Source organism: Bdellovibrio sp. HCB288 (genome assembly GCF_047305935.1).
Lineage (GTDB): Bacteria > Bdellovibrionota > Bdellovibrionia > Bdellovibrionales > Bdellovibrionaceae > Bdellovibrio.
In genome coordinates, this window is record NZ_CP178619.1 from 272,848 (window position 1) to 286,454 (window position 13,607).

The 13,607-nt window shown below is 47.7% G+C and carries 9 protein-coding genes; 3 read left to right on the top strand and 6 right to left on the bottom strand.

The window, feature by feature from the left end:
• Nucleotides 1-13 precede the first annotated feature (13 nt).
• On the bottom strand, nucleotides 14-1,795 hold the full coding sequence (locus ACLVWR_RS01330; RefSeq protein ID WP_413582161.1) for a L,D-transpeptidase family protein: 1,782 nt from the start codon (nucleotides 1,793-1,795) through the stop codon (nucleotides 14-16).
• A gap of 195 nt (nucleotides 1,796-1,990) precedes the next feature.
• A complete protein-coding gene (locus tag ACLVWR_RS01335; protein ID WP_413582162.1) occupies nucleotides 1,991-3,613 on the bottom strand; it encodes a hypothetical protein in 1,623 nt (540 codons plus the stop codon).
• Nucleotides 3,614-3,829: 216 nt separating this feature from the next.
• Here ACLVWR_RS01335 and ACLVWR_RS01340 point away from each other — a divergent pair, with 216 nt between their 5' ends.
• A complete protein-coding gene (locus ACLVWR_RS01340) occupies nucleotides 3,830-5,314 on the top strand; it encodes a hypothetical protein (protein WP_413582163.1) in 1,485 nt (494 codons plus the stop codon).
• A gap of 47 nt (nucleotides 5,315-5,361) precedes the next feature.
• On the top strand, nucleotides 5,362-6,006 hold the full coding sequence (locus ACLVWR_RS01345) for an oxidoreductase (RefSeq protein WP_413582164.1): 645 nt from the start codon (nucleotides 5,362-5,364) through the stop codon (nucleotides 6,004-6,006).
• 43 nt (nucleotides 6,007-6,049) lie between these two features.
• Here the strand turns inward: ACLVWR_RS01345 and ftsY are convergent, their stop codons facing one another.
• Nucleotides 6,050-7,222 carry a signal recognition particle-docking protein FtsY gene (ftsY, locus tag ACLVWR_RS01350; protein WP_413582165.1) on the bottom strand — a complete coding sequence of 391 codons (1,173 nt, stop codon included), beginning with the start codon at nucleotides 7,220-7,222 and terminating at the stop codon, nucleotides 6,050-6,052.
• 202 nt (nucleotides 7,223-7,424) lie between these two features.
• On the opposite strand from ftsY, the gene ACLVWR_RS01355 reads away from it, so the two are divergent.
• Entirely contained in the window at nucleotides 7,425-8,888 is a 1,464-nt protein-coding gene (locus ACLVWR_RS01355; RefSeq protein ID WP_413582166.1) for a methyl-accepting chemotaxis protein, read from the top strand.
• Between the two features lie 53 nt (nucleotides 8,889-8,941).
• On the opposite strand, the gene ACLVWR_RS01360 is transcribed toward ACLVWR_RS01355, so the two are convergent.
• From ACLVWR_RS01360 to ACLVWR_RS01370, 3 genes are read right to left on the bottom strand one after another with little or no spacing between them, the layout of a single operon-like run.
• Nucleotides 8,942-11,152: an FHA domain-containing protein gene (locus ACLVWR_RS01360; RefSeq protein ID WP_413582167.1), complete on the bottom strand. Its 2,211-nt coding sequence runs from the start codon at nucleotides 11,150-11,152 to the stop codon at nucleotides 8,942-8,944.
• Nucleotides 11,153-11,188: 36 nt separating this feature from the next.
• Complete coding sequence (locus tag ACLVWR_RS01365) at nucleotides 11,189-12,094, bottom strand: hypothetical protein (protein WP_340596677.1); 906 nt, start codon at nucleotides 12,092-12,094, stop codon at nucleotides 11,189-11,191.
• A gap of 12 nt (nucleotides 12,095-12,106) precedes the next feature.
• Nucleotides 12,107-13,528, bottom strand: coding sequence for a microtubule-binding protein (locus ACLVWR_RS01370; protein WP_413582168.1), 1,422 nt, complete (start codon nucleotides 13,526-13,528; stop codon nucleotides 12,107-12,109).
• Nucleotides 13,529-13,607 lie beyond the last annotated feature (79 nt).

The window sequence follows — 13,607 nt, forward strand, 5'->3', positions numbered from 1 at the left end:
AAAAGAAGTCGTTTTAGAAGTCACCGTTGTTTTTGGGATCCAAAAGCGCCGCTTTGATTTTTTCATCCTGGCCGTAAACGTCGTCAGCAAAGCGCACTTCACCTTTCGGGCCCACTTCGGTCGTCAGATACTGAATATACACCGTCATCGGGCGCTTCAATGTCTCAGAAAAAGTTTTCCCAGGAGGCATCTCTGCATTTTGTGGAACCAGGCCGTTGATTTTGGCCAGGGTATAACCTTTATCAGCAAGCAGGTACTCGGCAAACTCTTTGGGCTTTTCCAGGCGAATACAACCAGAGCTGCCATGACGGTTGGTCGTCTTAAACAGATTTCTCTCGTTGGTGTCGTGCATGAAAATAGCTTTGTTGTTTTTTACCAGCGGAAACTTAACAACGCCCAGGGCATTGTTATAGTCCGGCATCTGTACAATCGTATATGTGCCTGCGAAAACGTCTTCTGCAATATTTTTAAAATCCACTGTCATCGGATCTACTACCGTCTGACCTCGCATAAGTTTCATACCGTGCTTACCCAGATATCCCGCGTCCGCTCTAAGTTGCGGCAACTTGTCTTTGATGGCGATGGAGCTTGGCACAGTCCACGTCGGATTGAAATTCACATAACGAATTTCATCAATCATCAATGGCGTCTGGCGGACATCCTTACCGTTGATGGTTTTGAATTTCATTTTTTCAAGTTCTGCTGCAGAAAGCTTCTCGTCATGCAGACGGAACTCTGTCATTGCCAGATTCACGAATACATAGCGATCACCCAATTTCCTCGGCAACCAGCGCAGACGCTCCATATTTACCGACAGCTGCTCGATGCGCGCCTCGACCGGCACATTCAGATAGCGTAAAACTTTTGAAACGTTGGCGCCAATCACACCGTCATTTTCCAGATCACTCAACTCTTGAAATCGGCGCAGGGCTTTGCCAAAACCCTCATCATAAACCTGATTATTGAGATCACCCACTTCATAGCCAAAAAGCTTCAAACGACTTCTGATCTGCGGAATAATCTGATGACTGATGCCCGGCTCAATCTGTACGCCCGGCGACGGAATAGCCTGCCAACCACCCGCCAACTTCACACGGCGATAGTAGTTCAATAAAGTCATCAGACCTTTATAGTTCGCAGACTCTGGAGCAAAGCGATCCATCAGCTCCTGCAAGCGCCCCGGATTACTGACTGCGTGATTCAAGGCATTGTAGGTTTTGTCATTGATCACGCGAGGGCCCAGAATGATTTTTTCATCAATTTTTCTTGGATCAAAACGGCCGACAAAAATGTGCTGCGTATAACGCAAAAAAGCCTCTGTTGCCAAAAGCTCAAACCAGATGACGTCTTTCGGGGAAACCGTCGCTGTGCGCAGGTAATCTTCTAATCTTCTGTCCCAATATCCACGGGACACATAGGTCCACTTTTGAACTGTGGCGCCGTTTTCTTTAACTGCAACCTGCTCCATATCTGCTGGCAAGCCATGACGGTAAGCCACTAAAAGCAAGCGACGAAGTTCTGTAGCGATCGGTGCAGGACGACCTTGGAAGTTAATCCAGATCGGCTCGTAACCACGCAAAGAATAAAGCTTCTTCATCATATCTGTATGCATAAAGTATTGAAACTGAGCCATGCTGCCCATCTGGGAAGTCGGGTCCGTCACTGCGGTTTTAATTGCTGTGGAGTAGTTGGGATATGTGACATCCTGAGCATTACCCAGCAATGGGAACAAAAGAATGATCCCAATTGCGATTAAAAGGACTTCGTTGAAATTGATATAGTCTTTCATTTTCATAGGGTGTGCCTCACTCACCCTTTTACTTCCAACATTTATGCCACTTCGGCTGGAATCTGTTGGATTTCATCTCTTAAATAGAAGCCGGTAACATTCCTGGACAACGATTGGCGCAGAATCTACAGTCTCAAAATGAGACACCGCAGATCAGCGAAGATACTGCGGTGTCTTGATTAATACTTTGTTTCAGAAGAATTAACGACGAGCTCCTGTTTGCAGAAAGCGCACGATATCCACATCCGGCGGATTCGCCACTCCCACTCCTGGTTTAGGACCGGTCAACTCACCCAGAGTGTAATCCATTCTCGCATCATAGGTGCGATCCGTTTGATATCTCAACCAGCGTTCGGCTGCATACCAGGCGCGTTTGTTTTGATTGTCCCGGCAAGTTGCCAGTTCCTGGGAAGTTTTCGCTCCCCATCGTAGTTCCGCACAATGGTAAGGATCAAAGCTCATGTCAAAAACACGTTGTCTTGCCTGATCCAAATTCAACGGAACACTGACACCATTGCTATTCTTGTAGGCGAACTGACAGCTTGCAGATTCTCTTTGATAAATCGCCATCAGGTCACCGCGCAGATTGCTTCCATGGTACACAATCGTGGGATCCCCCACCTGATGACGCTGAACCATACTGCGGACTTGAATCAGCAGATTTGCAAAGGAAACCTTCAGGCGCGCATCCCGCGACGGAGAAGCCCATTGTTCCCACTCTCCGGTGGTACCATAAATATTTGCAGGCAAACGCTCAGGATGAGGTTTGTTTTGCACACCGGACTGCAGTGCCACATCCACCGCTTGCACACGATCCCTCACGTTCACACATAGATCACGCAACATCACTTGCATATCCACCAAGGGATCGATGCGCAGCTCACCGTTGGCCATCATGATACGCAGATACTCATAATAATCCACGTCGCGACCGTTATAGACAAACTTACCTTTGCTCCACTTACCGTCGGGATCAGGATTAGTGCCATAGAATTGTTCCAACGAGTAATAAGGCAGTGTCGTGTTTTTGGCACCGACAACTCTTCCACCGACATAGGCTCCCGATGAATCCTGTCTGGCATCCACCAATGTCAATGGACGGAAGTTTTTAAAACCCGCACCTTGATAAGGATTGCTGCGCTCGAACTTAGGATTGTACATACCTGACGTCAAAGTATTGTCAGGGTGTGAATCAATATAGTAAACCTGTCCATCTGCTGTGATTTTATAAACCACCGCCACATGTCCGTTTGGATCATAAATCACTGTTCCCGGTCGGACGCTGAATCTGGTCAGCTTCACCGGATAAAAATCCGCATACATTTTTCCGTCTTCGGTTCCCATCATTCTGAACGTCGCGGAAAGAGTTGAATTCGTGATCGTGCCATTCAACAGTGCCACAGCGTTGGGATAACGAGTGGCCAACATCAAGTTACCGATATCGTAGTCCTCGATGTTTTCGATAAAAGCGAAGCGTTTGCGACCATTGCCGGCAATCACATCAAAGCGGCCGGTCACATAATTTCCTTGCGGCGTATACCGGATGTCACCAGTATTTCCAGCCACGGGGCGAGCACTGACCCGACTTGCCACCGACATAGGCAGTCCATGTTTCCAGGCGAAATAAGCTCTTAAAAAGTACGGTAGATCCGCACAGTCAGCATAGTAGACCAATCCTGCGGGGTCTGAAGAATAATACGGGTTGGCATCGCTCTTCAGGCACTCTTTCACTGTATCACACTGACGATTCTCGACGGCAGCACCTAAGCGCGCGACAAATCTGCTAAAGTTTTCCTCGTCCTGAGCAGACCATTGCGTTTTCATTACACGCCAGTCTGTCCTGGCTAAAGAGTTAAATTGCGCCTGAGATAATGCAGGCGCTATCAGGCAACAAAGGCCCAAAATCCATTTCATGAATCCTCCAGCTGTGCCTTGGGGCACTTATTACAATTGAACAAATTTCAGACGCCCACATCCCTAGTTTGTGGTATGACGACGCCAGTTTGTAATTAATGCAGGTCACACGGGGGAGAACAATCCATGAATAGCATTCTTGGTAAAAATCGCGGCAAATTTGCATTCAGCTTGCTAGTTGCCACAATGACACTCAACGCATTTGCAATTTCTCAGGCATCAGCTCAGGTGCAAATTGCTGCTGTTGAAAAAAATCAGCTTACTGTTGGAAAAACATATTACATCGCAGCTGATAACTTGAATCTTCGCAGTTCCAATTCAACTGCTGCAGGAAACATTGTCGGTCAACTTTCCATGAACGACGAAGTGACCGTGATCAGCACTTTGGACAGCAGCACTCCATTGGTTCAAATCCGTTTGATTAAATCCAAATCTGTTCCAACGAACATCGCTCCGCAATTGTTTGTTTCCAAAGACTATTTGTCTGACAAACCATTCACAGCGCCTGTTTTGAAGTACTTTGTCATTCAAAACGTAGCGACAGAAAAAACTCGTGTTTATGAACGCTGCACGACCTACCCTGGTTGCCCACACAAACTTGTGATGGAATCTGACATGGTTGTGGGCCGTAACGAAGAGGGCACTAAATCGGATCGTTATGCTTACATGACCTGGTTGGGTCACTCGCGCATCGCCACTTGGGTGAAGTTTTATTCTGATGGCATGCAAACCTACCCAAGCTGGTACACAGCTGGTCAGGATCTTAAGACAATTCCTAAACCAATCTCCAAAAACTCTTCCCGCGTAATTGGCTCCCGCAAGTGGTTGACCGAGAAAAACGGCAAAGACACTGTTTACGGTGCTTTCGGTTGGTATGCGGCAAAGCTTTCCCCTGCTGATGATGTCAATGGTGTTAACAGCCAGTGGATGCACGGAACAATCGGCTGGGGCGTTGATGGCTCTGATGCTATCGACATCACTCGTGGTTTCTTCATGAACATGTTCTCCAACCCAGGTTCCCATGGTTGCACACGTCTTGAAAATCGCGCGATCGCATTCTTGCGCGAAAATCTGCCGGTAGGCACTGATATTTACCGTGTTTATGCGCGTGAATCGACTCGTGAACGTCAGGTTATTTTGTCTGACGACAGCGTGATCCCTTTGACTCGCTACCGTGAAAACTACAACAACCCAATGCGCTGGGACTACATCCTATTAACGGATGGTGCTCAGAAATCCGGCGGTTTGAGTGCGGATGCAACGAACATCATCAACAAAGCTATCCCTGTTATTCAAGGCCAAAACTTCCTTGAACAAGGAAGCTACATGGTTGATCAGTACCCAACTGCTTACCAATTGAATTACAAAAACTCTGCAAGCTCTGGTAAATCCGGCGACCGTTACCGTATTGACGCCGGTAAATCCAAAGAACCAACAAACTTCCGTGGTTACTTCCTGGTGGATGAGGGTCGCTTTATTGACTACCAACATCCGGATGCACGCCTTGTTAAGGGCAAAGTTAAAGTCAGCGGACTTATTGATTTCAGAACAACTGTTCCTGAACACCTAAAAGCCTCTGGCTATCACTACCCGCCTAATGTAATCTACTAGGGATGAATTTCCCGACTGACATTTGCATGACTGGCGCAACGGGGCTCGTGGGTAACGAGCTCCTTTTGCTTTTGGCGAACATAGAACATGCGGGCCACGTAACGGTTGTTTCCCGCAAACCTTTGGGCCGCCTTCCTGCCAAAGTTGAAACTCTTGTTTTGGACTTCGACAAACTCGCAAGTCAGGGGTCTTCATTAAAAGCTCACACCTTCGTTTGCTGCCTGGGAACCACTATTAAGGTCGCCGGCAGCCAGGAGGCCTTTCGCAAGGTCGACTATGACTATGTGATGGAGTTTGCGAAAATCGCCGAAAAGGCCCAAGCACAGAAATTTGTCGTGATTTCCGCAATGGGCGCTGATCCTTCTTCTTCGATTTTCTATAACCGCGTAAAAGGCGAAATGGAGCGCGATCTTAGAAAGCTATCAATACCCCAGATCGAGATCTTCAGACCGTCCCTATTGCTGGGGGATCGCAAGGAAAAGCGTGCTGGCGAAGGGCTGATGCAAAAGCTAAGTCCGATCATGAATGCTTTGATGATCGGGCCTCTTAAAAAGTACAAAGCCATTGCTGCGACCGATGTGGCAAAAGCAATGGCTCTGTCGATTTTAAATTTTAATCCAGGACAGTTTATTTACGAGTCTGACGAAATCCAAAGAATGTCAGACTCGATCAAAACGGACCTCAATGAGTAACTACTCTCAGTCTGGCGGAAAATTTCCCTCTGGAAATCTATAATTAGATATGTGCCTGGAACAAGGAATCCACGAACTCTTGAGCTGAGAACGTACGAAGATCCTGAATGCGCTCGCCGACACCAATCAACTTGATTGGAATTTGCAGTTCCTGTGCAAGTCCTACCGCCACGCCACCCTTGGCCGTGCCATCCATTTTAGTCAGAACGGCGCCCGTCAATTCCAGGGTATTGTGGAATTCCTTGGCCTGCATCAGGGCATTCTGGCCCGAGTTGGCATCCAATACGATCAAGGTTTCGTGAGGTGCTTCCGGGATGACCTTGGTCATCACACGCTTCATTTTTTTGATCTCTTCCATCAAATTCGCCTGCGTATGCAAGCGTCCTGCGGTGTCCACGATGATCACATCGTAGTTTTGTGCTTTGCCCTTGGCTACGGCATCAAACGCCACCGCACTGGGATCTGTCACACCCTCAGGGGAAAAGATCTCTACCTGGGCGCGATCTGTCCATACTTTCAACTGACCACCGGCTGCCGCACGGAAAGTATCCCCGGCTGCAACCAAAACCTTTTTACCTTCAGCCGCCAATTGCGCTGAGATCTTGCCGATAGATGTGGTTTTACCAGCGCCATTCACTCCTACAATCATCAATACAGTCGGGCCGGATTCAGCGAAGTTAATTTTGGATAGGATACCGGCCGTGGGTGCTGAGGAATGCGAACCTGCGAAGATGCTTTTGATTTCTTCTTTCAAGGCATCGCGAACGGTGTCATAATCGGCACGTTCTTTACGGGAAAGCTTGTCTTGCAAAGCCCCCATCAGGCGTTGAACTGTCGCCGGCCCCAAGTCACTGGTATATAGAATTTCTTCTATATCATCCAGATGCTGACTATTGCTATCGGCTTTAAACAGACTGCGGATGCGACCGAAAAGGTTCTCTTCTGTTTTTCTTAGAGCATCAGCCAAATCCACAGCTTCCATGTCAGAAACAACATGGCCGGTGGAATCAATGTGCGCCAGAATAGGTTCTTCCGCCGCCATGGTTGGCATTTCCATTTTTGGTTCATGAGTCAGTTCGGGCTGTTGCTCAAGCTGCTTGTTCTCGGCACGGGATTTTTTAACGACGCTTAGAATGATCGCTCCGAAGATCACAAAGAACAGTAAAGCCACCAAGCCCAAAAGAATTTCAATTTGTGATGCATGCCCTGCTGACATAGGTCCTCCTCGGAATACTGGGCGCGTTTTAACTTATATTTGCCGGACTGGGAAACCCCTCCGACCATTGACCAGCAGCATTACTGATTTTACACAACGCGCAAAACCTATGTCTGGTTTTGTTAAGCACCTGTTAAAAACCAGTCATATTTTATTAACAATCGTTATGACCTTCCGAAGAGTTAATCAATCGGAGTTCACCATGTTTAGAAAGTTTTGGTCTGGTATTCGTGGCAAATTATTGTTCTTAGCACTGCTTCCTGTTCTTGGCTCAGTCGTTCAGGCTTACTTAAGCTTAAACCGCGCAGAACGAATGAGCAGCTCGATCAGCGAACTGACACAAAACGTACTGCCGACTGTAGAAGCCATGGGAGAAATCCGTAAATCCCGCAATGCCTCAAGACAGTGGTTCTGGTCAGCCATCGTCCACGCGCAAAATCAGGAAGTGCGCCTGGCCAATGTGGATAAAGCCATCAGCGAATATAAGAATCTGGTAGCCAATTTTGAAACCTATTCCACCATCCCTTTTGTCGGATTTGAAAAAGAAGAATTCCCTAAAATCAAATCCCTGATGCCTGAATATGATCAGGTGTTTTACAAGATCGCAAACAACATCAAAACAGGCACTCCAGAATCCCTGGCTGCGGCAACCTACGATATGGACCACCGTTATCTTGAAATCGGAGTGGCCCTTTCCACATACTCAAACAAAGTCGTAAATTACTATAAAACCTACGGCAAAGAACAAAGCGCAAAAACCAAAGCGGACTATGCAGAGCTAAAAAGCGCCAATGTATGGACCAGCGTCATTTCAACTCTGATACTTTTTGTCATCACATTCCTGATGTCCGAATACATCGTCAAAAAGGTTTCCGGAGTTTCTGCGGAACTGGCTAAAACTGGACAACAGGTTCGCGAGTCTATCGAACAGCTTTCCAAAGCCGGCACACAGCTTTCACACTCTTCCACTTCTGCCGCGGCTTCTCTGGAGGAAACTGTGGCGTCCCTGGAAGAGATGAACTCGATGGTTCAAATGAATTCCAACAATGCCAAAGAAGCAGCCCGCCTGTCCCAGGCTTCTTATCAGTCGGCGGAGCGTGGTGAAAAAGAAATCAAGCATTTGATTGGATCAATGAAAGACATCTCGCAATCCTCAAAACGCATCGAAGAAATCACTTCAGTCATTGATGATATTGCCTTTCAAACAAATCTACTGGCCCTGAATGCTGCGGTCGAAGCCGCGCGCGCTGGTGAACAAGGCAAAGGCTTTGCCGTTGTGGCGGATGCCGTCCGCGGACTTGCGCAAAGATCTGCGTCGGCCGCCAAAGACATCTCTGATTTGATCCACGAAAGCGTCAGTAAAATTGATAACGGCACGCAAATGGCCGACAAATCAGGATCCGTACTTGCCGAAATCGTAAGTTCAGTAAAAAAAGTGACAGACATCAACTTCGAGATCGCCGAAGCCAGCTCCCAGCAGGCCACAGGACTGCAACAAATCAACAAGGCCATGACCGACCTTGATCAGTCTTCGCAATCCAACGCGGCCTCTGCTGAACAGATCGCCACGACCTCAACAGAAATCCAATCCCAAGCCACCGATGTCGAGAACGACGTAGCTCACCTCAACATCATAGTCCTAGGCAAAAGAGCAAAGGCCGCTTAAAGCAGCCTTTCCGTCTATTTTCAATTTTCAATTATCGATTCTCGATCGTTCAGCTAATGCTGAACGATTTTCCGGTCAACTTCCTCTTTATAGAAGTTCTTTTCAAAGCGTCTAAAGGATTCAAGACGCACCTCTGAACCCAGAATGTCCTTCATGCGGTTCATGTTCTCTTTTTCCAGAGTATGCATTTTTTCGATGCCGTCTTTTACAAAATCCGGATGAATTTTATTACGACGATCCTGAAGCTCCTTAACCAAGGCGTTCGCAGCGGCCAATACCTGCAAGGATTTATCCTCATCAATACGCCATGTTTTTAGCAGATATTGGGAAGCACTCTTATACAGTCTTTGCTGGAAATCATTATCCAGATAAATTTGACTGAAGTTGCTCGTGTAGATCACAGCATCTGTATAGGTGTCTTTGATCTCTTCCGTTTGTTGAGGATTAAAGCGACGGCGCTCCAGATCCTGGGCGCGCGCAACGGCTTCCTGCTGGGCACGGGTCTGCAAAGGATTCGAATCCTTGCGAACAATGTCAAAACCGATCTGCGCGACAAACAAACCCAAGGCACCTGTTGCCAGGCCCGTCGTGATCCAGCGCACTTTTTCGTTTTTGCGTTTCTTTACGATGTCTGCGGGTTTTGCCACAGTGACAGAGTTTTGCGAAATCGAAGACACGCGTCCTTCGACCGCCTCTGTAACTTGCTGCTGAACTTTGTCGTTGATTTTATTCCACTCGCTCACATCCAGCACTTGCACAACTTCTTTTTCGATAGCCATGTGGATGTCTCTGATCATGCCCGCTTTTTTGGTCATGATATCTTCAACCAGATCCTGCTCCATTTTGGAAAGGCGGTTTGCCATCTCCAAACGCATTTCCTCCAGTCGCTCCTCTTCACTGCGGGCGATCTGGGACTTTTCCTTTTCCAATTTCTCGTTCAGGAAAATTTTCTGGGCATCAAATTCTTTGAACAGATGATTCTTTTTGTTTTCGATATCGCTGACTTCAAATTCCAGGTTCGCTTGTTTGCCCTGAAGCTTCTTAAGACTATCCTCTGTGGACTGACTTTTCTTGGAGCTTTCGTCGATGGACTTTTGCAAGGCCTCAAGAGCTGCATTCTGAGCCGCCACCTTTTCAGAGATCGCGCGCAGTTCCGCCTGGGACTTTGCCTGCAGGTCATTGTATTGCTTCTCAGAAGTTTCCTTAAGCTCCGTCGTGTCAGCCAGAGTCTTTGCCAAAGCCGAACGGGCCGTTTCCAGATCTTCCTTGATGACCGCCAGTGCACTTGAGTTTTTAAGCAGATCATCTTTCACACCGACCAGCTGTTCGTGCGTCTGCTGGGCCTGCATGCGCGCGAATTCAATAATTCGAACCGCTTCTTCTTTCGCATCGCGAATGGATGCCGCGTTTTCGTTTTGTGCAGTCACACGGGCGTGCTCCAGCGCATCGGTTTTCAGTTTTTCAGAATTCAAAGTCGCTTCCGAGACTATTTCCTCGACATCGGCTTTGGCCTTTTGACGAAGGCTTTGCACATAGACATCGACTTCCTCACGAAGTTCCTGCGCCATATTGCGGGCATCATGAAGCAGTTGATGCCCTTGCCGTTGATAGTCCGCAAGAATTGCATCCGCCTCTTTATGGGCTTCCGCGATGCGAGTTTGATAAAAGATTTCTGCCTGCGCCTGGGAATCACGGGCTTTTTGATAAATGGCCTGAGTGCGCTTCTCGGCCTGCTTCTCCCCTTCCAGCACGATCTGAGCCGCAGCTCGTTTCGCATCATGGAGAATCTTTTCAGCCTGAAATGGCGCCATTGCCGGCGCTGGCATTGCAACGGTGTCTTCGTGCCCGGTTTTTTCACCGGATGCTTCAGCTGAGGTCCGAGGTGCTGTCATCACCTGAGCGGGAACTTCGGGAACCGCTTCTGGTTCCAATTCCGGCATCGGCGGGTGAACATCATCGGTCTCCAGGTCAATCACCAGGATAAAATCAGAACGACCCAACTGAATGCGATCGTTGCTGGTCACATTCACCGGGGTTCCTTGAACCATTTTGTTGCTGTTTAAGAAGGTGCCGTTGGAGGAGTTCTTATCTTCGATCCAGATCTGGTTCCAACGGCGGTTCACGACTAGATGCACGCGGCTGACGTGCGTATCGTTTAGAGACAGGTCACAATCCAGGGAACGACCAATGGTAAAGGAATCCTTCATCACCTCTTTGGTGATCGATTGATCCTTCCTGTGGATGGTTACCGTAAACTTTGTCAAATCTAACTAGCTCCTGACTGAGCCCTCACTCGAGGACTAAGCCCCCCGTTGCACCGTCGGAGCTTTGCCGATCTCTTTATTCAGAGCATCTTCGGCCAAAGCCTCAACAGCATCGCGGTGTTCATCAAATGGTTTTTCGTGATCCGGATAATCATTGTTATCGGCACGGTACCACAATTGATCAAGGGCACTTTCGAAACGATCCACCATAGCCACATAAGAGCGGTCCGGGCTGAACATCGTATTTGTAATATGAGATAAAAGCGAGAACACGATACCAGCAATGGATGTCCCCATTGCGAAGGAAATCTCATGAAGGAAGCGGTCCATGATGTTCTTCGTGCCTTCAAGGTCCTGCATGTTCATCGTACCCAGCTCCTGAAGACCGCCGGCGATACCGACGAAGGTCCCGAGGATCCCCCCGATAACGAATAAACCCGGAAGCAAGCTGATCAGGTCATTCAAACCGGACATAGGGAAGATACCAAACACACGGTTGAAGCACGGGTTGTGCTGGAACGTCGCTTTTGTGATATTAATCAACTTAGGCGTGCCTTCCGTCCACTTCAAGAACTTCAATTGCTTCAAAATATCTTTTACCAGCCAAGCACAGCCCTGACGGATCAAAAAGATACGATCACTGCCCGCCATCACAGAGTCCGGCTTACGGCGCTTCATACGATCGCGAACTTCAAATATTTCGTAGTATGTTCTTTCCAGCATACGCTTGGACAGGACATAGAAAGACACGTCTTTCACTTTGCCCGGCACCTCGGCGTGCATGTAGCGATTCACGCGTTTTTCAAACTCGATTGCAAACCATTCATGACGACGAACCGTGAAGTAAATAACTCCGCGGAAAAACAATCCCAGCAAGAACACCACACCCATTGCGTACGGCAGTCCCAGGATAAAATATTGAGCTAAAGCAGCCTTATTCACGTCCCACCCCTTTTATTTCTTTTGATCCATGCTGAAGCGGATAATAACCCGCTGAGCTTTTTTACAGTCATTTTGCTTACAGAACTCGGCAGCTGTCGCTACTCCGCGATTCTGAACTTTCATGACTTCCAGGAAGCTTCGTCCTGAGACTTTCATCAATCCCATCAATTGCTTTTGATGTTCAAAGCGCACATTGTCTTCATCCAACATATAATTGAAGATAGACTTCGCACGACGATATGAAAGGTCCATATTGTATTTCAATGCTTCTTTATCACCTGGCTTACTGCTGTTCGGGTCGATGAAACGCCCTTGATACGTAGGAGAAGCGAAACCCACGATCTCAACTGCTGAAACTTTGTCAGAGATTTTAGGATTACCGAACAGCGAGCGCGAATAAATCGGCATGGCTTTTTCGATTACACCCTTCATTTCACGTTTCAATCTGTCCGAGTCAGAATCAAAGTACTGTTGACCGAAATCCAAAACGACATCGCCCGTCTGACCGTCGATTTCAGCTTTGATACCGGCTTTTGCAAAACCCTTGCTGATTTCAGTCGCCACTGCCTTACGTGCTTCGATTTCTGCACGAGCCTGAGCAAGTTGTCCTTCCGTCGCATTCAGTTGGCCTTTCAAGTTACCAACCTGACCTTGCAGATTGCCCAATTGGCCTTTCAGGTTACCCAACTGTCCCTTTGCCTGCCCAAGTTCTCCTTGTGCGGCAGCCAATTGACCGGAAGTCTGTGACAAAGCACCACGAGTGCTGGCCAATTCGCTTTGCGTTTTACCCAGCTGTCCTTTGGCTTCACCCAACTGACCTTGTAAGCCACGGGCTTCGCCCTCTTTCTGAGCCAGCATTCCTTTGGTTTTGCTTAGGTCAGATTGAGTTTGTCCCAACTGATCGTTGGCTTCCTGCAACTGAGCCTGATACTGAGCATTGGCGTTGCTAAGTCCGTTGATCTTGGAATTTGCATCCGCTTTTGCCGCAGCCATCTGTTGTTCAAATTTTGATTTGTTCAGTTTGTTTTGCTTATAGGCGTAGCGAAGTTCATTCATACGACGCTGCAACGCCTGCTCAGTGTCAGCAATCTGTTTTTCGCCCTGGGCGATCAACTGTTGCTTGTGCTGAATATCCTGATTCAAATCCTTGATCTCAACTTCCTGGTCAGCAATTTCAACGTCCTGATCCTTGATCAAATCATCACGATTGATGATCTTGGATTTCGCCATCTTATTGGCATTCATCACGTTGCGCACCATCTGCTGATACTTATTAAGTGCTTTGGCCTTTTTGTCATTTTCCAAAGCCTGCTGTACCAGCTTGTCTTTTTCGGATTTCGCATCCTCTTGCAATAGAGTCAGCTTATCCATCAACTCCTGGTATTCCTGAGCTTCATCCTTGGATGCCTGATTCGCCAAATAATCATTCTTCACCGACTCATACATTTTGAGTTGATGTTGTAATTCTTCGACTTGCATCGATAGCTTTTGATTCTCGATTTGGCCTCTGAGC

Excerpts from the sequence above, each read along its gene's own strand:
- ACLVWR_RS01335 (WP_413582162.1), bottom strand. The coding sequence starts at position 3,613 with ATGAAAACGCAATGGTCTGCTCAGGACGAGGAAAACTTTAGCAGATTT.
- ACLVWR_RS01355 (WP_413582166.1), top strand. The coding sequence starts at position 7,425 with ATGTTTAGAAAGTTTTGGTCTGGTATTCGTGGCAAATTATTGTTCTTA.
- ACLVWR_RS01340 (WP_413582163.1), top strand. The coding sequence starts at position 3,830 with ATGAATAGCATTCTTGGTAAAAATCGCGGCAAATTTGCATTCAGCTTG.
- ftsY (WP_413582165.1), bottom strand. The coding sequence starts at position 7,222 with ATGTCAGCAGGGCATGCATCACAAATTGAAATTCTTTTGGGCTTGGTG.
- ACLVWR_RS01330 (WP_413582161.1), bottom strand. The coding sequence starts at position 1,795 with ATGAAAATGAAAGACTATATCAATTTCAACGAAGTCCTTTTAATCGCA.